General features: G+C 51.8%; 17 protein-coding genes. 6 read left to right on the top strand and 11 right to left on the bottom strand.

Annotated elements, in window-relative coordinates:
* Positions 1-47: 47 nt before the first annotated feature.
* From Pan241w_RS29960 to Pan241w_RS25960, 4 genes are all read left to right on the top strand, one after another.
* Positions 48-182 carry a hypothetical protein gene (locus Pan241w_RS29960; RefSeq protein WP_261344275.1) on the top strand — a complete coding sequence of 45 codons (135 nt, stop codon included), beginning with the start codon at positions 48-50 and terminating at the stop codon, positions 180-182.
* A gap of 228 nt (positions 183-410) precedes the next feature.
* Positions 411-1,568 carry a hypothetical protein gene (locus tag Pan241w_RS25970; RefSeq protein WP_145221691.1) on the top strand — a complete coding sequence of 386 codons (1,158 nt, stop codon included), beginning with the start codon at positions 411-413 and terminating at the stop codon, positions 1,566-1,568.
* Between the two features lie 169 nt (positions 1,569-1,737).
* On the top strand, positions 1,738-2,937 hold the full coding sequence (locus Pan241w_RS25965) for an Ig-like domain-containing protein (protein ID WP_145221688.1): 1,200 nt from the start codon (positions 1,738-1,740) through the stop codon (positions 2,935-2,937).
* Positions 2,938-2,965: 28 nt separating this feature from the next.
* On the top strand, positions 2,966-4,411 hold the full coding sequence (locus Pan241w_RS25960) for a sulfatase (protein ID WP_145221685.1): 1,446 nt from the start codon (positions 2,966-2,968) through the stop codon (positions 4,409-4,411).
* On the opposite strand, the gene Pan241w_RS25955 is transcribed toward Pan241w_RS25960, so the two are convergent.
* The 3 genes from Pan241w_RS25955 to Pan241w_RS25945 all read right to left on the bottom strand — a co-directional run bounded on the left by Pan241w_RS25955 (position 4,408) and on the right by Pan241w_RS25945 (position 8,584).
* Positions 4,408-5,817: a DUF1501 domain-containing protein gene (locus Pan241w_RS25955; RefSeq protein WP_145221682.1), complete on the bottom strand. Its 1,410-nt coding sequence runs from the start codon at positions 5,815-5,817 to the stop codon at positions 4,408-4,410. The two genes, Pan241w_RS25960 and Pan241w_RS25955, sit on opposite strands and share 4 nt — an antisense overlap.
* A gap of 235 nt (positions 5,818-6,052) precedes the next feature.
* A complete protein-coding gene (locus Pan241w_RS25950; RefSeq protein WP_145221679.1) occupies positions 6,053-7,009 on the bottom strand; it encodes an amidohydrolase family protein in 957 nt (318 codons plus the stop codon).
* Positions 7,010-7,108: 99 nt separating this feature from the next.
* The gene (locus Pan241w_RS25945) at positions 7,109-8,584 is read right to left on the bottom strand and encodes a sulfatase (RefSeq protein ID WP_145221676.1); all 1,476 of its coding nucleotides are present in this window, start codon (positions 8,582-8,584) and stop codon (positions 7,109-7,111) included.
* A gap of 267 nt (positions 8,585-8,851) precedes the next feature.
* On the opposite strand from Pan241w_RS25945, the gene Pan241w_RS25940 reads away from it, so the two are divergent.
* Positions 8,852-11,239, top strand: coding sequence for an MJ0042-type zinc finger domain-containing protein (locus Pan241w_RS25940; RefSeq protein WP_145221673.1), 2,388 nt, complete (start codon positions 8,852-8,854; stop codon positions 11,237-11,239).
* Positions 11,240-11,249: 10 nt separating this feature from the next.
* Here Pan241w_RS25940 and mntR read toward each other — a convergent pair whose 3' ends face one another.
* The 7 genes from mntR to Pan241w_RS25905 form a co-directional block, all read right to left on the bottom strand.
* On the bottom strand, positions 11,250-11,669 hold the full coding sequence (gene mntR, locus Pan241w_RS25935) for a manganese-binding transcriptional regulator MntR (protein ID WP_145221670.1): 420 nt from the start codon (positions 11,667-11,669) through the stop codon (positions 11,250-11,252).
* A gap of 290 nt (positions 11,670-11,959) precedes the next feature.
* A complete protein-coding gene (locus Pan241w_RS25930) occupies positions 11,960-12,652 on the bottom strand; it encodes an ABC transporter ATP-binding protein (protein ID WP_145221667.1) in 693 nt (230 codons plus the stop codon).
* 4 nt (positions 12,653-12,656) lie between these two features.
* Positions 12,657-13,871 carry an ABC transporter permease gene (locus tag Pan241w_RS25925; protein ID WP_232107278.1) on the bottom strand — a complete coding sequence of 405 codons (1,215 nt, stop codon included), beginning with the start codon at positions 13,869-13,871 and terminating at the stop codon, positions 12,657-12,659.
* Between the two features lie 49 nt (positions 13,872-13,920).
* A complete protein-coding gene (locus tag Pan241w_RS25920; protein ID WP_232107277.1) occupies positions 13,921-14,715 on the bottom strand; it encodes a hypothetical protein in 795 nt (264 codons plus the stop codon).
* Between the two features lie 309 nt (positions 14,716-15,024).
* Entirely contained in the window at positions 15,025-15,720 is a 696-nt protein-coding gene (locus tag Pan241w_RS25915) for a hypothetical protein (protein WP_145221661.1), read from the bottom strand.
* Positions 15,721-15,747: 27 nt separating this feature from the next.
* The gene (locus tag Pan241w_RS25910) at positions 15,748-17,553 is read right to left on the bottom strand and encodes a hypothetical protein (protein WP_232107276.1); all 1,806 of its coding nucleotides are present in this window, start codon (positions 17,551-17,553) and stop codon (positions 15,748-15,750) included.
* An 11-nt stretch (positions 17,554-17,564) separates the two neighbouring features.
* Positions 17,565-18,014, bottom strand: a complete 450-nt coding sequence (locus tag Pan241w_RS25905) for an RNA polymerase sigma factor (RefSeq protein ID WP_145221655.1) — start codon at positions 18,012-18,014, stop codon at positions 17,565-17,567.
* Between the two features lie 281 nt (positions 18,015-18,295).
* Here Pan241w_RS25905 and Pan241w_RS25900 point away from each other — a divergent pair, with 281 nt between their 5' ends.
* Positions 18,296-19,081, top strand: coding sequence for an SdiA-regulated domain-containing protein (locus Pan241w_RS25900; protein WP_198000160.1), 786 nt, complete (start codon positions 18,296-18,298; stop codon positions 19,079-19,081).
* Positions 19,082-19,096: 15 nt separating this feature from the next.
* Here the strand turns inward: Pan241w_RS25900 and Pan241w_RS25895 are convergent, their stop codons facing one another.
* Positions 19,097-20,212 (bottom strand): alpha/beta hydrolase family protein, encoded by a 1,116-nt coding sequence (locus Pan241w_RS25895; protein ID WP_145221649.1) that lies wholly within the window; start codon positions 20,210-20,212, stop codon positions 19,097-19,099.
* Positions 20,213-20,555 lie beyond the last annotated feature (343 nt).

The following is a 20,555-nucleotide window of genomic DNA, read 5'->3' as shown; positions in this document are numbered from 1 at the left end:
CAGACAGTTCAGCAGCAAACAAAATAATATACGCCGGGAAACGACCATTGCTGAATGTTTCTCGTCATTTGAGGATGGAACAGGCGGGAATGGTAACCGGTCTGGATTACCAAGGGACTCTTGCTGGTATCGACTCCGAACAGGGGATGGTGTTCCTGTTTTCGGAAGAAAGCTTATTATAACCGAAAACGCATCAGAAAAGTCAAGCGCGTTGGGAGATCTTACCAGAATTGCAGCGTTTTGGTTGTCGCCCCTGTTTTGCCTTGTTTGCACAATATGCAGAATCGGCACAAAGGGATGATAAATTCACAATCTTGTTGACTCTCAAATTTGAGGAAATTAGGATTGAGTTCAGTTGGAGGGGAGCGGATTCCCGCTGTTTCAATTTTCATTTTTCAGGAACCAATTTGATGATCAGATCGCGAATCATGAAAGCAGGCGTCGGTATCGTGGCGCTCTTGCTGTTGCTCACCGGAGGCCCGACGATACAGGCCGGCGTGACCAAAGATGCGGCGAGTAAGTATCTCAAAAATGTACAAAAGGGAAATCCCGGTTTTAAATCGGTAGGCAAGATTACATTTGGACCCGGCGGATTGCTGGTGGTGGCGGACCCTGCGAAAGCGACAATTACAGTCATTGATACTCACGATGTCGGACCCCTGAAGAAGCTGGAAAAAAAGATCCCGAAAATCGATGTCGCGGCAGCAGCCAGTCTGGGCGTCGAACCCGATCAGCTCATGATTGCCGACATGGCCGTCAATTCACAGAGCGGAAACGTGTATCTGTCAGTACGTCGTAAGACGGACGGACAGCCGGCGATTCTGGTGATCGATGCCCAAGGCAAGGTGAAGAACTTCGATCTCAACGAAGTCGATTATATTCAGGTCGCTCTGCCTGGTGGTAAAGATACGAAGATCCGCAACATCACCGGCGTGGCACTGGCCAGCGACCGTCTGCTGGCGGCGGCACAATCGAACGAAGAATTCGCCAACAAAATTTATTCGATTCCATTGCCTTTAACGCACGGCACGTCGGCTGATATCTACAGTGCCGAAACCTACCATGTGGCGCATCGCAAATGGGAAACGAGAGCACCGATTCAATCCTTCGTGCCCTATTCCAACAAAGGCAAGAATTATATTGTCGGTGCATTTTCCTGCACGCCGATTGCCAAGTTCCCGCTGGACGAACTGCAGTCAGGCAGCAAAGTCAAAGGGACGAGCGTCGTCGAACTCGGTTCGGGCAACCGTCCGCTCGATATGCTGACGTACGAAAGTGATGGCAAGGAATGGCTGCTGACCAACACGTTCCGTTTTCACTGGAAAAAGAGCATGTACGGCCCGAGTAAATGGTGGGGCGTGCGTGTGAATATGGACTACCTTGATGCGGAAGACGTCAACGAGGAAGCGGCCCGCCGCAATGTGAAGAAAAATGCAGGACCAGACGGCATTGAAATTGTCGAGCAGCTTTCTGGTGCGGTCCACATCGACAAGTTGCAGAAGAAAGAAATCGTGGTGCTGCGTGATAACGAAGGGCACCTCGATCTGGAAATTGCAGAACTGCCGTAAGTGATTTTTACGCGTAAATGCCAGGCTCTTTTCTGGTCTGTCCAAGGAGTAGGAAAGAGCCTGTTTTCAGGGGAAACTGAGCGGCACGGCGCTAGCCGCCGTTTGTGTGTTGGGACCCTGGTTCAAAAACGGTGGCTAGCGCCATTCCGCTCACAGGTAGTGAAAACTTATGGCAAAACTGCACGCGTTTATTGTGTCGAGATCGCTCTCTTATGCGTTGCTGTTCCTATTGGGAACAGTGATCTTGATTGATCAAACAAGTGCCGCCGGTGCGCAGGATGACAAACTGTTTCAACTTTCGATTGAAGCAAACGAAAACGATCCGCGGCTCTGTCTGTTCGTCGTAACAGCAGTGGATGAACGGCTCTGGACAACGCTCAATAATGCAGACGAGGAACAGTTCCAGCGTGTGCTCTCGTTGAAACGGGAATCACAGACGGACGCAAATCTCCCGGCGATGCTGGGCCGCTATCAAATTAAAGACCGGCGACTGGAATTCAAGCCCGCCTTTCCACTGGTGCGGGGAAGTCGATATCAGGTTGCCTTTAATCCCACTGCCTTAAAACTGACATCGAACAAAGAGGGGCGACGTTTGACGAAAACGGTTGCGATTCCCCTGCCCGATTCCCAGCCGCCGCGTGTGACCGCCGTCTATCCTTCGAGCAAACAACTGCCCGCGAATCATCTGAAGTTTTACATTCAGTTTTCCGAGCCGATGCAGCAGGGGGAGATCTTCGAATACTTTTCGCTGTACAACAAAACGCAAAAAAAACTGGTGCCCCGCCCGTTTCGGCATACGGAGCTCTGGTCTCCCGATGGCAAACAGTTGACGCTCTGGTTTCATCCCGGTCGGCAGAAGGTGGGTGTGAATCTGAATGTGGAGCTAGGAGCGATTCTCAACGAAGGGCAGGAATACGAATTGCGGATCAGCCCGAAATGGGCAGCGTTGTCGGGACATCCGCTGGGGACAGAGGTGAAAAAAACATTCACGGCGGTCGCCATGGATGAACGCCAGCCCGACATCTTTCAATGGAAGTCGATTAAACCCGCACCGGGAACGCGCGAGCCGCTTGTTTATGAACTGAATGAACCGCTGGATTACGCGCTACTCTTGAGCCAGTTGGCCGTAGCTGATTTCAACGGAAAGCCGGTTCCCGGAAAAATCGAACTGGCGGAGAATGAAACCGTCTGGCGATTCATTCCAAATAAGCCGTGGCAGGTGGGCGTTTATCAACTGGTGGTTGGTACGGTGATCGAAGATCTGGCGGGCAACAGCATCGCGCGTCCATTTGCCATTGATCTTTCCAAAAAACAGACGCCATCGAAGTCGGTCGGCGATTCCGTTACAATTCTCATTCCCATTAAATAGTCACTCTCTTTATTGTTAAGGTTCACTGATGCTGCGCTCATTCTTCGGTTTACTCATTCTCTGCTTGTGTTTATCCACGACACATGCCGCCGAAAAGACCAACATCGTCTTCATTCTGTCGGATGACCTTGGCTGGAAAGATCTGGTCTGTTATGGGGGCTCGCTGGCTGAGACGCCACACCTGGATCAGCTGGCTGCGGAAGGGATGAAATTTACGAATGCCTACTCCCCGGCCCCGATCTGCTCGGCTTCGCGAGCTTCGATTTTGACCGGAAAAACTCCCGCGCGATTGCATTTTGAATTTGTGACAAAGCCCGCTGGCGTTGATCCACCGTTCCGCGAATTGCTGCCACCTCCGTACACACAGGACCTCCCGTTGAAAGAGGTCACGCTGGGCGAAATGCTGCAGCAGGCAGACTATGCGACCGGCTTCTTCGGCAAGTGGCATGTCAACGAACATTTTAAACGTTATCTGGGCTGGAGCCCGACGCACGGCCCGAAACAGCAGGGTTTTCAGACGGCCGTCGAAACATTCGGCAGCCATCCCTATGCAAAGAAGTTCGACTGGAAACCAGGTGATTTCAAAACAAATGAATTCCCACCGGACGCGGTGACTGACAATGCCATCTCTTTTCTGAAACAAAAACGCGAGCAACCCTTCTTCCTGTATCTGTCTTACTTTCACGTGCATACGCCCGTTCGTTCGCCCACGGACTGGCTGATAGAGAAATACAAAGACAAAGCGGCCGCCGGTCCGGGCGAAGCAAAACGCCGCGCCCATTACGGTGCGTTCATTGAAACGCTGGATCATTACGTGGGTCAGGTTATGATGGCGCTGGATGAACAGGGACTCCGCGATTCGACATTGATTGTTTTCACATCCGATAACGGCGGCCATCCCGAGTATGCGGAGAACGGCCCATTGCGCGGGAGCAAATGGAACTTGTATGAAGCGGGTATTCGCGTGCCATTCCTGGTGCGTTGGCCGAAGCACGTTCAGGCTGGAAGTGTCTGTACGAAACCGGTGAGTGGCATCGATCTGTTTCCCACATTTTGTGAAGTCGCCGGCGGGAATTGTTCAAAGCTAACACTGGACGGCAAAAGTCTGGTCCCTTTGTTCGAAGGGAAATCAGCAGACTGGCCGACGCGTGCCCTGACGTGGCATTTTCCCTATTACCATCCGGAGAAAGGTTACAAGAAAGCGAAAGAGAGCATCGGCGTGAATGACTTCGCGGTCAGCAAGACACGACCGGTGTCGGCGATTCGTGTGGGAGACTCGAAGCTGCTGCAGTTTTACGAATCGGGAAAACGGGAGCTCTACGATTTGCGCAGTGATCCGGGTGAACAGCACGACTTGAGCAACAGCCAACCTGAGCGCACGGCGCAGCTGGGCGCGCAACTGAAACAGATGCTGCAGGATATGGACGCGCGGTATCCAACGGATCCATTTACGAATCAGCCCAAAACGGATTAACCGAGTTCCGCAATCGGACCGGCGGGGCCTTCGACCAGCGGTGTGGGACGCCCGCCCGGTTTGATCCAGTGGCCGTAGGGATCGATGCCCAGTTTCTTGAACACGGTCGCACCGAGGTCTCCGGGGCCGAGGCGACGTTCGGCGATTTCACCGCCGCGCCGATCGGTGGCGCCGATCACCTGCCCGCCGGGTACACCGGCTCCTGCAGCAAGCATCGACATGACCGGGGTCCAGTGACCACGGCCGTTGGTTTTGGTAATCACGGGGCCACGACCGAATTCGCCGAGGACCAGGACCAGGGTCGAATCGAGCAGACCCCGTTCTTCCAGATCGCTGACGAGCGTGGTGATGCCGTGATCAAGTACCGGGAGCATCGGTTTGAGACCTTTGACAATGCCGCCCCATTTCACTTCGTCGCCGTGGTGATCCCAATGGCCCCAGGCATCGCTCATCGTAATGAAGGTCACGCCGGCTTCGACAAGGCGGCGGGCCAGCAATGATTTTTGGCCAAACGAATGACTGCCATATTTCTGGCGGACCTTTTCTGGTTCCAGATTCACGTCAAAGGCTTTGGCGACATTGCCGGAAAGGACCATGTCGTAGGCTTCCTGCACATAACGATCCTGCAGGGAGAGTTCGGGCGAGAGCTCGGTATGTTGTCGTAGTTGATCGAACTGGCGGCGTAAGGCGTCGCGGTCTGTCAGACGGGATGAAGTCACACCAGCGGGCATGCCAAACTTGCCTGCGGCTTTCACGCCGTCGAGTGGTTCGTAGCGGTGACCCAGATGACCGGCACCGTAAATGTCTGAAACCATGCTGTCGGCCAATGCGACAAAGCCGGGCATGCCGGGAACATTCGGTCCGCGAAATTTCGCAGCGACCGAACCCATTGAGGGATAACCGCCGCCGTCTCGGTTGTCGTTGGTACGGCGTGATTTGGGATTGGCGGCCTGGAAGGTAGTCGGCGTATGATTGCTGGCGGTCGCATCCATCGAACGAATGATGGCGAACTTGTCCATCATCGCGGCCTGCTTCGGCATATGCTCGCAGATTTCGATGCCGTTTACTGAGGTCGAAATCGGATTAAAGGGCCCGCGAATTTCTTTGGGCGCCTGTGGTTTCAAATCCCACATATCCAATTGGCTCGGTCCGCCTGAGAGCCAGATCATGATCACGGACTTGGCTTGAATTTTCTGATTGGTCTGTGCCTGCGGTGCCGCGGTTGCCTGTTGCTTGAGTAATTCTGGCAATGTCAATCCTGCCAGGCCAGCCATGCCCGTCTGCAGAAACCAGCGACGGCTGCCGCTACGGATCAGATCGGAACCGGGGGCAAATGCTGAGAAGGAGCTTCCACTCTGGTGATGTCTTCCATGTGGATTATTGGGAAACGTACTTGGTTGGGACATCCGAATTCTCCCATACTCAAATCGAGGAATCGATTATTAATTAGGATTAGATAGAAAGCGGTGATTAAAATAAAAAAATCACGTCTCTCTCATTCCTGTGTGGTGAGCAGCTCAGGCAGGAACCTTCATATGCATCAGCATACACAAATATAATCGGATAGAACAACGTGAACCTGCCCTTAATTATTAAGAAAATTCACAAATCTGATCAAAGGGTCACGTGCTGGGCCGGTTATTACGTCAGTTTGAGGAGTTTAATCACGTTTTCACGGTAAATCTTTGAGAGAACCGCATCCGGAAGTTCGATCTTTTCGAAGAGTTCAAACTGGGGAACCTGCTGTCCCGGCGCGAGATAATCGGTGCCGAACAGAATGCGATCCTGACGGCGAATCAGAAATTCGGTTCCAAACTCCAGATCGCGGGAGATCGAATTCGCGCCGGAACCAGCGGAGAGATCGCCGTAGATATTGGGGTAACGACTCATCAGATCGTCAATCGCGCCGCCCGGTTTGACTTTGGATTTGGGATACCCGCCCAGTTCTTTCGGCGTGAGTCCACCGGAGATCGAAGCCCACCAACCGGGGCCGTGGCCGATGAAATTGAGTTCGGGGAATGTCTTGAGGGCGTTCTCCAGCCGCTTAAGGCCGGGCACATCTTTGCCTCGAATGTTATCAATATGAAACAGCAGCGGGATGCCGACTTCCTGACAGGCTTCGTAAACGCGCATCATTAGTGGGTCGTCAAAGTTGAGGCCCACCTTGTGTTCACCAAAACCTTTCGCCCCCTGATCGACCCAGGCTTGAATCATACCAACGAGTGACTTGACGCTGCCGGCGTGCGTGGTGCGTGGATCGACGGAGCAGAATGGAATCAATCGATCAGGATGCTGCTTCGCAGCTTCCAATACAGATTCGGTTGTCTGCAGATATTTGGTCGACTCAGGTGATGTCAGAGGCAGGACAACCGATTTCTCGATTTGATGCTCGTCCATCCAAGTGATCAATGCTTCGGGGGACAGATTCTTTTTCGGGTCGGTATACGTGCCGATGTGTGTGTGGACATCGATGATCCCGGTGCCCGCTTTGATATTTGGTTTAGCGGCGTTGAGGCTACGGGCAGACCATTGACCGGCGGCACAACCAAAGCCGGCGAGGAGCATTGATTTCGAAAATTCGCGTCGGGATAAATTCATGATGCATTCCTGTGGGTGGGAAGTTTGAAGGAAGGTCCACTTCTGGCGCACCTTCCATTCAAAACAACTGCTTCAGGAATTACAAGGCCGGTTTCCGATTTAACGGGGAACGCGGCGGCGGTTTTCGAATTTGACCTGTTTGACCCCTTTGGGTTTCTGGTTGGCCTGTTCAATGCGTTTGTGCAGATGATTGGCTAACCGTTTGCGAAGCTGTGCGGTCGCCGGATCATTGCCCAGATTTTTCATTTCCACCGTGTCGGTTTCGTGATCGTAGAGTTCGACGCCCTGCGCTCCTTTGTCGCCCCACTCTGTGTAACGGTAGCGTGGCGTGCGAATGCTGTAGCCGTTCGCGTACTGTGTTAACGCGGATTCGCGGGACGCGGTGGCAACGTCTTTCAGCGTGGGAACCTGACTGACGCCGGAAGTCGAAGCGGGCGTTTTCAACTCACAGAGCTCTGCCAATGTAGGATAAAAGTCAACCATTTCCGCTGGGGAAAGCGCCGTCTGCCCTTTGGCGGTGATTCCCGGACCGGCGATGATCATCGGCACGCGGGCCGCGTTTTCAAAGAGCGTTGTCTTCTGCCAGTGACCATGCTCGCCCATGTGATAGCCGTGATCAGAGGTGAAAACGATGATCGTATTGTCGTCGAGCCCGGTCTGTTTGAGCGTTTCCAGAATCTTTCCCAGTTGGGCATCGGCGAAGGTGATCGAAGCGTAATACGCCTGAATGGCCTGGCGAGACAGATTATCGGGAAGATTGATCTGATTCTTTTTGCGGGTGACTGATTTTTGGGCCGGCTTGGGAATCGTCTCTAGATAACCGTCTGGAATCTGGGGCACCTTGATCTTTTCAGTAGGATACATCTCGAAATAATTTTTGGGCGCCACATAAGGCGTGTGAGGTCGATAGAGGCCGACGGCGAGGAAGAACGGTTGTTTCTTCTTCGCGAATTGTTTGAGTTGGTCAACAGCGATATCAGCGGCGATGCCGTCGGTCTGTTCTTCATCGGTCCCGTCCGCGGCTAGCCAGCTGAGTGTGCCGCCAAAGCTGCCGGGAGTGAGGCTGAAAATCAGATCTTCATCATCGACATCGCGTCCGCGGGGATTAAAGGTCTGGTTCCAGGAATAGGGATCGTCGTGTCCACCGGTGCCGATGTGTTTGGGAACGTTGTAGTGATAAATTTTCCCGACACGGGTTGCGAAGTAGCCGTTGTTACGAAACATCTGCGACATCGTCTGCACGTTGGGCACATGCTCGCGAATATAAATGGCGTTGCGATGCACGAGCGTCTGATCGGGGTACATGCCGGTCATGAAGGAAGCCCGACTCGGTCCACAGAGCGGAAACTGACAGTAGGCATGTTCAAAGCGAACCCCCTGCTTCGCCAGCTGATCAATATTCGGTGATTTCACCTGCGGGTGCCCATAACAGCCGAGATCGCAGTTCAAGTCATCGCAGATCAGAAACAACACGTTGGTTTTGGGCTCGGCGGCTGAAGCCAGAGGCGTCACGCATAAAACGAGCAGTAATAGACAGAACACACGTGTGATAGATCGACCGAGGCTGTGGATCATGAATTCGCTCCGCTAGTGAGTTGTGGTTTTCTGATAAAGGCAGAATCAATCCTAGCAGAGCCTCCAGCTGATTTCAGCAAAGAATCTGGTAACTTTTCCAGGGTTTTCTGCGATGAATCAAGAATCGGATCACACAGACCTTTCCGCAGAACGTAGGAAAGCTTAGTGGAAATTGTTTTCTTTGCTTACAAACACCATTGATCGTGCGTACCCTACAAATTACTCTTGTTAAATAACTATTTTTTCTAACTGCAACAGGCTGATTTCATGACCGAGACGACCGCGATTCAATGCCCGCACTGCGGGGCTTCGTTTAAAGCAAAATCGAAAGCTGCTTTTGGCAAAAAGGTGGCTTGCCCGAAATGTCAGACTCCGTTTGTTGTTCCTGGCCCCAAAGCCGCACCCAAAAAAGTGAAAAAAAAGCAGAAGTCTGCGTCTTTGATGGATGCCTGGGGTGACGACGATTTGAACGAAGAGGCCCCTGTTCGCAAAGGGCCTTCGACGCGTAAACCTCAGCGATCTGGCAAGAGATCAAACAAGCAGCAGTCAGCAGGTAAGTCGACAATGGTGGTTGGTCTGCTGGTGATCGCGGTGATTGTTGGCGGGGGGGTGATGTTTATCGCTTCCCGCTCAACGTCATCTGATCAGAAAACGGAAAATCCGGCTCTGGCAGAGAGTGAGTCAGTAGAAACAGAGCCTGTTGCGAATGAGCCTGGTGAGACACCGGTTATGAAAACTCAGTCCAGCGAGACCGCTCCCGCTTCGAATCCAACAACGAAGCTGGTTTTTAAAATCGTCGCGATTCATGAAAATCTGGGAAAGATCATTCGCTACAGGAATAACCCGAACACGAACGAAGAGAAACAAATTAAACAGGCAGAAGGTGTAGCAGAAAGGTCATTGGCCTCAACACTCGGCGATAAGTTTCTCAATCAGATTAGTTTTCTGGACGTTGACTTAAAGAAGAAGGAACTTTCCTTTTCCATGCGGGAGCCGATTCCTGACAATCTGGTTCAAGACATCAACAGCGTTTCGTTTCAGATGGTTTCTGTCGCGCCCCTGAAGCAGTCGTTGCATGAAGAGCTCATTGAGAAACACGGTGCAGATAAGTTGATCGTCCATGAACTTGAGTTTCATCTGAGCAACATCATTCCTGAGTATAAAAAACAGCTCAATGAAAACTATGAACAAGGTTCAAAGGCATTGTATCAGGCGTTGAACGAGCAGTTTGAGCAGTCGGTACCTGAATATATCCCCAATTCACTGAAACTGGATCTGGAATACAAAAAATTAACATTCCAGGTGATCCAGCCTCCAGCATCCAATCTGGGAGTCCAGATCAATCAGTTATCAATGATTCCTGTGACGATTAGTGCGACGCCGTATCGTGATAGAGAAGTTCGCACGGAAGAACAGAAAAAGATCACCCAGGCCACTTATCAAATTGTCCTCAATGACTTCCATGAAAGAGCACTCGCTAATCAAAATTCCTACAATTTCTGGAGAAATTCTATAAACTATGAGTTGGAGGAAAATCTGGAAAGGCACGTTTCAGGTTATATCCTGGACACTCTCGATTTAGACCTGGGAAAAGGGACTGCCACATTTCAATTGGACCATCCTCCAGGGGAACTGTTCAGCGTTGAGTTTAACGGACTGATAGGGAATCAAGTGAAATTAGTTTACGAACCACTTTCGCTTGGTCCGCCAGAGCCCCCTTTTCAAACACCTGGCAGGCCGATGAAACAGGTCGTACTAAAAATTACTAACGCTGACGAGTACATCAGGGATCGATTGACAAATGAAATTAAACCGTTGACCCAAAATGATCTGCTTAACATTCATCGGGAAATAAACCGTCTGTTTCTATCTGACATTTCCTATTACATAGACGAATCAATTAGAATCGATTTTCAAAATATGCTACTGGGATTCCAAATTGATCGTGTGCCCCCCGGTGATTTTCTCAAGCAGATTCATTCCATTGGGTTTTTAAAACTTGAAGTGGATGACAAGATCGTTTCAATCGAAGACGTGGACTATGACCCAGAAGTATCCGAAAAAACGATGATATTCAGTTTCGTCAATAATGGCCAACGTCTGGCACAATTTGATGAAATCAATCAACAGAGATCAGCAGAAAATAACCTGCATGGTTTATCGAATTATATCTCCCGTTCTCTCCAAATGGATTTTCAGCAGGGAACATTCAAGATTCGACTACGAGCAGGGAGAAACGAAGCCGCTGAAATTCAAGCTGTTACGAACGGTTTAAATGCAATAAAGATCAGTTGTACTCATTTGAATACAATTCCTCCCAAGCCGGGAGGTCCTACTGGGAAGTCAATACCGGGAATGGTTTCAAATTCGAATCAACCTACCCCGATCGCCTCAGATCAGAATTTGAAAGTCACGATTCAATTTGGTCTATATAGCGGTCGAGGAAAAATGGCAAAGAGTGCACGAGATGTTTTGGATGGGTTTTCCTGGGTTGATCTGAAGTCGCTTAAAGTGGATGCAGCAAACAAAGAAATTTCGTTTAATACAACAGGGCCCATGAACGAGGCTGCCCTCGATCGTTTGCTCAAGCGACAAAAGTTTTATCAGTGCATCATCAAGAAGGAACCATTGCCTGAGGAAGCGGCGAAGGAATAACGGCAGTCGCTTAGCGGTGGGCTTTGGAAATGAAGGTTTCCATGACGGTCAGTGTTTCGGGGCTGACGTGATGTTCGATGCCTTCAGTATCGGTGGCTGCCGTTTCCTCACTGACGCCCAGCGCCACCAGAAAGCTGAAGACAATTTCATGGCGGTGCCGCGAATGCTTCGCCAGCCTGGCCCCTTTACTGGTTAATTCAACGGGGCTGTACGGTTCGGTCGTGGCATAGCCGTCACGTTGCAGACGGGCGACCGTGCGATTGACGGTAACATGACTGACGGCGAAATACTCCGACAGATCTTTGACCCGGCAGACGCCCTGCTCTTCGATGATTTCGGCGATGGCTTCAACATAGTCTTCCGCAATTTCCGTCGCATGGTCCACACGCGTGCGTTCATGCTGATTTTTCGGTTTCTTTTTTTTTGCCATCCTGTTAGCGCCTTCAGTCTCGATAAGTATTCGCGGGCTAATATCTTACCGAGATTTCAGACGATTTGACAGCCAAGAAAGAATGAAAATTCGGTGCAGTCGAATTCATGTAATCGACCAGGTGAGCGGAATGGCGCTAGCCACCGTTTTTGAACCAGGTATCCTAACTTAAAAACGGCGGCTAGCGCCGTTCCGCTCATAGTAGGTAGCAAACAATGTCATTTCAGTATAAACAAAAACCTCGGATACTCTTATCGGTTAAGAGTACCCGAGGTTCAATTGAAACACGCTTACGCTGACTTCAGTAAGCTGTCGTTTTTTTCAGAATGAATCGTGCCTTCTGTTAGTGTCAGGGTTCGTTTGGCGCATTCGGCCGCGGATAAATCGTGGGTGACCATCACGATCGTACGGCCTTCTGCGTTGAATTGCGCCAGAAATTCCATGACCTGATCTTTGGTCGCCGGGTCGAGATTCCCCGTAGGTTCATCGGCCAGAATTATCGACGGATCGTTGGCCAGCATGCGTGCCAGTGCCACGCGCTGTTGCTGACCCACGCTCAATTCGGCCGGCTTATGTTGCAGGCGATCCTGTAGACCCACTTTGTGAAGCAGTTCTTCCGCCCTTTGCTGCTGATACGTCTGATCTTTTTTAGCCAGCAGCATCGGGACCTGCACATTTTCCATCGCCGACAGATAGGGAATCAGGTTGAATGTCTGAAACACAAACCCGATTTTATTCTGTCGCAATGCGGCCCGTTTCTCGATCGGCAAATCGTAAACTGATTCTCCATCGAGCAGAATGCGCCCTTCCGAGGGAGCCGCCATGGCACCCAGAATGGAGAGCAGCGTTGTTTTTCCACTACCGCTGGGGCCGATGATGGCGACATAATCACCACTCGGAATTTCCAGGTTCGTGGAATTCAAAGCGACGACTTCGTCCTGCTTTTTGCGATAAATTTTTCGTACGGATTCTAACTGTAACATCGAATCAGACCTCCTTAAAGCAAATACAGGGATCGAGCTTCGCCGCCTGACGTGCCGGAAAATAACTGGCAAGCAGTGTGACCAGGACCGCAGTCCCTGCCGCCACCAGAGCCAGGCTGGGAATGGGCAGGACCGAAACATCGGCAAACGCAGGACCGAGGAACACGGCGAGCAGACTTCCCACGATATAACCCGTCAACCCACCTGCCAGCCCGAGCAAGACGGCTTTCGCCAGGAATAGACGTGTGACGAAACGGGGTGTCGCGCCCAGCGCCATCAACGTGCCGATCTCCCGGCGACGCTCGATCACATTCGCAAAGCTGGCGCTGGCCATGCTTGCTCCGCCGACGGCGATCAGAATCGCCAGGAACAGATACGACAAGTTGGTCATCATGCGATTGATCGAAACCTGTGTCTCGACCACATTCGCGATGGTGACAACCTTCGTGCCTGGCAGCAGTGATTGCAGGTCGCCCACCAAGCCGTTGGCGACGTCTTCACAGCAGCCCATGACTTCGATAATGTTGACAACCTGCCCTGATTTCGAGAGCCGTTGCACTGCGTGCAGATGCGCAAACACGCGGCTGTCATCCACAGTGCCCGTAGAAGGCAACACGGTCAGCACACTGAATTGGTCCCCCAGCAATTCCAGCGAGTCGCCGGCTTTGAGGTTATGAGAGTCAGCGAAGTCGGAACCGAGAATGACTTCGGACTGATTCAAATGCTGCAGAGCCCGCCGTTCGGCCAGGGCTTCGGGTGCGTCCTGATTTTCGTCAGCGACATTGATCTTGGCTTTGCAGCCTTCGTGCTTTTTGAAGAGCAGGCCGCCCCCCGACCAGGCATTCATCTTCTGAATTTCTGATTGAGGTAGAATGCCCGTCAGAATGACATTCTGGCCATTCAGTTCCGTTGGAACACAAAGCTTGGGCGTAATGGCTTCGACGCCGGTTAATCCCGCGAGTGCAAGTTCGGCGACATGTTCTTCCGGAATCGTTTCTTTATGCATGTCTGCGGCATAGTAGTCTTGCAGCGTGACTCCCTGGGGCAGAATGAGCACGTTCGCGCCGAGCTTATCCAGCTTGCCGGCGACTTCTTTTTCCGAAAAAATAGTGACGTTGCGGATGGCCACCAGAGCGGTCACACTCAACACAATCGCCAGCAGGCTGGCAATCATCGCGGTCGGACGCTCGCGCAGTTCCTTCCATATGATTGATCTCATGGTCATGAGAAATCCCCCTTGTCTGATGTGAAATGCGATTGATGGCGGGTTATTCCTTACAGTGTTTGCAGCCTTCAACGCCACAACCTTTGCCGGCCTTCTGCAATTCGGCAATCAACTGCTTGTGTGTCACATTGCCATTAAACATGCCGACCATCACTCCGGGAGGTGCCATGAAAACGACGGTCGCATTTTTATTATTCGCAGGCACTTCGAGTTCCTTCAGGAACGCCGATTCAGCAGGTTCGGTCGCCGAGACAGAAACAACTTCGACGACATCCTTGTAACAGGGAATTTCTTTGAAGTTCTGTACGCCCTGGAGAGACGCCGGTTTGCCGTCGGGGCTCACACACAGCAGAACCATCTTGCGGCTCTGTAAGGTCAGCATGCAACGTGCTTTGGCGGGTGAGACGAACGACTGCTGAATGTAGTCGGCGTTGATTTTTTTCACGAACGATCCGGTGACGGCGCCGTTCGGTGCAATCGCCAGCGTCAAAGGCATCGGAGCGCGGGAAACGCCGTACTCTTCGACAAGCTTTGCTTCAGCAGGATCATTGGTGTTGACGGCTGCGAATGTGGTCGTCTCTTTTTTATTTGCCAGGTTTTGCTGCAAACCGCTCCACATCGCTTTGGTAGCCTCATCCTGATTTTTCCAGAACATGATGAACGTGTATTTGTTCTGCTTTGACGCAGCGGCTCGAGAGGATTGAACTTTGCTCAGCGAGGCAACGCGCTGGACTTCCTGTGCTGATCCGACTGTGGTACTTGTAACAACAATGGCACAGACGATTAAAAATGCGATCACATTTCGCTGTGATGAACTGGATTTTAAGAACAGTAACATGAAACAAGACTCCTGAATTTTGTATGACTGATTTGTATTTATTTCAATTCGAGGTTCTGAGAACGGATCATTTCACATCTGATTGCCTTCGCCCCTCTTCTTTGAACTCATGCAGTAAAACGCACTGTTTACCTGAGCCGCAACAACGTTAAAGTCAGACTATTTTTCCCATCGTTCGTGTTCGCAAGCAGCGAATTCGTGGGACCTGTCTCTTAATGCAATCTGCATACCAACAAAGAAAACAGAAGTGAAAAGGCATTCTGACATGAGCCGGTCAGACAACGGGCAAGCGCGCCCTGCAAGAAATATCTAAATGCGCAACGGTACCATAATGGGCAGGCGGGAAGACTTCACATCACTGTTTTGAGAGGCGGCGGTGAATGTTGAAAGACAGCAGGGATCAACGACGACGCTCAAAGGGACCGTGACGCCACGCAGGTGAACGGCTGGCGTTGTCTGGGCAAACACGATCTCGGAAAGATGACAGAAACAGGGGCAATCATGATGTTCGTCATGACTTTGTGTCAGATCATTTTCGCAAGCCGGCCGTGAATGAGTACAGTGCGCGCAACAGGCAGGTGCGGAGACCGTCGCTTCCGATTCACCGTGTGCAGCATGCTCCCTGTCGGCGAATCCATGACCCCAGCAGACGGGGCACGGTTGCAGCAACAGGGCGATCAATAACAGGCGAATCAGCTTCATCTGAATCTCAAACTCAATTCGTGACGACGTGTGCTTTCGTTTTTTTTCCGTGAATCCTTCACCGGAAACTGTGATCAAAGTGACCACAAAACGAATCGGAGTGTATTTGCTTTTTATCGTCCCGCTGACTTCAACACCTTTACAGCAACTTGCTGTTTGAAGGGGGCAATTCCCCTTCGTACTGAAACAAATCGTTTGGATTTTGACCGACTCGCAACCGGCTAAGGCGCCCAGATTACCCAAGCTCAAAGCCAGGGGAGGCCATAAAGAAATCGTGGTCTCATTTCCGTCGGAGACAGCCATTCATGGGGGAAACGGTAAGCGTTCTGCTTAGGGAGATTGCTGAATCTGTTTCAGCAGCGAGGGAATGGGTACCTGATCGATGGCACTGGGGGCCCGCAGTCCTTTGCGTCCGTAGACGAAAATCACTAAACGGCCCTTACAGATGCCTCGATTTTCCCATGCACTGTTGAGTCGGCGTGCTTCTTCCGCATTGCTGCAGCAGAATGCATAAACAGCGCAGAAGCTGTCGAGGTCACCCAGGACGAATGGATTCATATAGATTCGCATGAGAGTCGCGTCGACAAATTTTAGTTCTGGAACATCAGTTAATCCAAGCTGGATCAAAATTTTCGCAGGCAATATTTCCTTAGGCATGGGCATCGGGAAGCCGTTGTCATACCGCATGAGGTACCAGCCGTCAGGAATTCGTTCCTCGGGCAGCGTGATGATGGCTGACTCGGCTGCGTATTTTCGGATTCGCGCCAGTTCCGAAGGACTCGGTTTGAACACCGGCTTCTGATGGGGAAGGATTTCCGGTATGTCGATTTTTGTGTGGGCTTTCTGTTTGGTTTCCGTTGCCCAGATTGCGTTTGCCGTCAGACCTGCCCCCAGTGCGACTGCCAGACTACTGACCGCCAGGAGCGGCAGCCAGACGAGTCGTGGTAGTACGAGCCGTATTTTGATAACTCGTCGCAGCAACAGGAGACTGAAGAGGAATCCCATGCCGGCTGTCATCACAAGTTGCGAGGGCAGGCCTTTCGAGGGCACTGGTGGTTTGAAGGCAGACGGCACCTCGACTCTGACACGCGTACCGTCCTGCGTGTAACGATAAACAACTGGCTCACTCTGTACCGGTCGCTCGGGTAAAATCACTGACTGCAGCATGGCCAATGACAAAAATGCGACAACCCATGACAAAAGACCGCCAATCAAGATGACGTGATAGCGCCGTGCGACCGGCTTGATGTCGACACTGTCCTCGCTGGAGACTGCGTTGCTGAATATAACATCACCCTTGTTCTGTTTTTGCCAGCGTTCAATCAGTTCCCAGACAGCAAGACCGGAGCACGCGACAAACCAGGACCAGAACAAAACCGTTCCGATTGAGAAACTGAAGAGTTCTTCGCGCGGCACACTCGACAGCCAGCTTACGGCAATGACGATGAAACAAGAGGCCCCGACCAGAATCTCCCATAAGGCCCACTGAGGTCGCTGTTCGGTCAACTGATCCGCGGCAGTTAGCGGTTGGTTGCGCAGCGTCCAGATGCGCCAGGCAAGCCGCACCGCAAGCGTCAGAAACAATGTGGCCATCAATCCAAATGCCACAACAAAACCGGGTCTTGCTGTGAATTTCGCGGGATCCTTTAAAGCCACAAGGCCGAACGTAATACCGACATAAGTCAACACAAACAGTCGCTGTTTCCAGTTGGCTGGAGGAATCGTCCAGGTCCAGCGTCGGAAGGGATACATTGGATGAGCGGCGTAATCGCGTCCGAAAGCCTGCGCTCGAAAGAGTTCACGGATCCAGGCCGGCGGTCGCATTAACAGGGCGATCCCGATAACCACAAACAATAGCAGAACCCAGCCTTTCAGAAACAGAAACAACCATACGTTACCGGCAATCGCCCCGAGCGTGACAGCAAATGGGAGCAGTCCTCCCGGCGTGGATTTGGCAACAGTCACGCCCACCCCGCCAATTCCGATCTTCGCCAACGATGCGGTGAGTGAATTCGACGCGGCCTGTGCAGAACTTTCTCCGAAGAACGACGTCACAGCCGCGATGGTTGTCATCACACCAAAGCTCCGGAGTCGGTTACGAACCTGTTCTATACCGCGTTGCAGCCGACGCGACATTGTCGCCTGAGTCACCCCAGTTGCTCTGCCACCTGTTGCTGTGTCTTGCCTTGCAGATAGTGCAGGACAATGGGCAATCGCAGGTCATCGGCTAACCCATTCAGGGCCCGGTCTATGAGTGGCTGAATTTCGCTCCACTCGGACGATTCCGTCATAACGATCGAAGAATTTGCTGCGACTTGTTCCCGGTGTGTTCTCCGCTTGCGCGACCGAACAATGTTTAACGATCGACTTGTCGCCGATGCGTGCAGCCATCCGGCAATGTTCTCTCGCACCATGTACGCTTTGCGGGTGAGTTCCAGAAAACACTCCTGACACAGATCTTCCGCCGTGTGCTTGTCGCCCGTCACGCGCAGACCGATACGGTAGACCATTCCCGCATACCGGTCTATCAGTTCCCGGAATGCGGCTGGATCGCCGTCTTGACAGTATCGATGAAGCAAAATTTCGTCTGTAGTCATTTCGTGTTTCCTCGGGTAGTGCGTCTGTATTTAACCTCTCTTAATAGATGACACCACCGACTACGAAAATATGCGGTAAGACTGTTACAATGACAGAAAAAGAGACGTATTGCCACCTAAATGCCCCGAAGAGCGGCACTCCCAAAATGCACAGAATGACGGTACAATGTGTTGAACAGGGAGTCATTTTTCTGTTCCTACCAGAGCGAGCTGTTTTTATTTCGTCTGACAGCAATGCGAGTGCCTGTTTAACACTTCGCAATCACAGAAAGGTTTTCTGGATGACAAATACGCTGGAGCTGGAATTTGAATCTGCGTATTCCCTCAGGCAGGAAGCCGAGGGGCTTTCCGAGCCGTCGGGGTTGGCGCTGGCGCCCGATGGTCGCCTCTGGACGGTTTGCGATGAGAGCCGCAAACTCTTTTGCATCGACAGACGGGGGCAGGTTGTATCGACACTGGACATCGACAATGCAGGACTGGAAGGTATCACCTTCGATGCGGAAGGACGCGTCTGGGTGGTCGATGAAGATGCTACCCGGATCATTATTTATGATCCGCAGACCGGAGAGGAAATTGCCGCCCGTAAACTGAAAAAACTGGTAGGATATTGCGCCGTCGCCGCCGATTTTAAAGGGCACAAAAACAAAGGCCTCGAGGGAATGACCTTTGACCCGCTACGCTCTGAAATATTGCTATTGAAGCAGGCGAGTCCGGGTTTACTGATTGCAATCACATCCCAGATGGACCGGATCACCGCCATTGATCGCCTGGACGAACAAAGTGGATTTACCGCCGACAACGTGAAATCAAAAAAGCTCCATTTTTCAGGCATGTGCTATGATGCGGCCCGCGATCTGTTCTGGATCGTGAGCGACAAAGCAGAGTGCATTTTCACCTTTGATCGCCGCCGCGGCACGGTGATTCAGAGCCTCGCATTGAAGAATACACAGACGGGCGACGCCATTCATGATGCGGAAGGAATCGCTGTCGACGTGGAGGCGCAACGGCTCTTTGTGGTCAGCGATACCAAGGCCGAACTGTATGTGTTTCGAATTGCAGAACAGTGATTCGGGAACGCACTCTCACAGATGTTTTTCTACAAACGCCCAGGCGGCCGCGTCGTTGAATTCGTGTCCCCCTTCGAAGACAACGTGCTCGAAGCGATTGTTGAGATTGAGTTTTTCATAAAACTTGGCAGCACGGGGCGCCAGTTGTTTGCCGGTTTCCCGGTGCGAAGCGTTATCACGTGAGCCGGCCTGAATCTGATGCGCCCGCGGGCAGATCAAGGCGACGAGGTCAGCGTCGTTGAACAGTGTGATCCGATCTTGAAATCGGAAGTCGCTGGGGACGGAGAGTTCGTCTTTCGCGTAGCGGCCTTCCTGCACGCCAAAATAACAACTGGAAACAGAAACTTTGATCCGAGGATCGACGGCGGGTGTGACCTGCGCGTAGTATCCGCCGTAAGAGAGACCCACCATCCCGATCCGGCTGGCATCAACGTCGGGGCGTTTGATCAGTTCATCGATGGCATACGTAATCTTGGCGATTTCGACGGCTGTGATGCTGGTGCCGATGAGTCGCATTCGGTCGTCAATCTGCCGGCGGATATCTTTCGGAAATTCATCGGCCCGAAACAGATGCTGCGGTGCATAAACCAGAAAGCCTCGTTTCACCGCGCCGCGGACCATGTCGTGATAGTTGGCCCCGCCGTTGAACAAGGCGACTTCCGGCGAACCGCCGCCCCCATGCATGGAAATGATCAACGGCGTTTTGCCTTTGGCCGATTTGGGCACGATGAAAATTCCTTCGGAATGCACGCCGGGTAGAATCGGGAACATCGCCCGGTAATACACGCCGATTGAGTCTTCACCTATCTTTGTGTAAGTTGCCGGTTTGTCCGGTCGCTTTCCAGGCGGCGGATAGCCGATGCTTGCACAGAACGCGGCTCGCAAAGGCTCTGCCGATTTCGCGAAGGCTGCGGGGGAAGAGTAATCGGGTTGAAACAACTTCTGAAACCGGCTGCGATCGGCGGCCATCAGTTTGATGTATTCATCCAGTTCCCGCGCCTGTTCATTGCGCAGCGGATTCGAATCGGCCACCTTCTGATTGAAGTACTCCGGTTGTTTAGAATCCGATTGTGCCTCTGCGAATGTGGGAATCACGATCCAGATTAACGCTAAAACCTGAGCCACCTTCATGTTTCTCTCCTTTTGATGTCGTTCAAAGATTGAAAATCAAACTTCGATTCTAACTGGGAGAATCAGTTGCGTCTATTGGGGGGAGGAATTATGAGTTATTGGGGTTAGAGAAAATACTTTGTTTCAAGGTGTATTCGGCACTGTCTGACAAGCCGATCAGTGGCACACGCTAGTGTGAAGAAGAGGGGACGAATAACTCTTTCCAACAAGTTCTATCGCGTTCGAAACCATATCCTGAGCGGAATGGCGCTAGGTAGCGTTTATTTATTAGTTCTGAGCGTGATTTTGTGGTCTATAGAGTTATCAATGTAAAAATTTACCGTGGCCGACAGTATGCTGTTGC

The sequence above is a fragment of the Gimesia alba genome, assembly GCF_007744675.1.
Lineage (GTDB): Bacteria > Planctomycetota > Planctomycetia > Planctomycetales > Planctomycetaceae > Gimesia > Gimesia alba.
The sequence above is the reverse complement of the archived record's forward strand: the minus strand, read 5'-3'. Positions and strand labels throughout refer to the sequence as shown.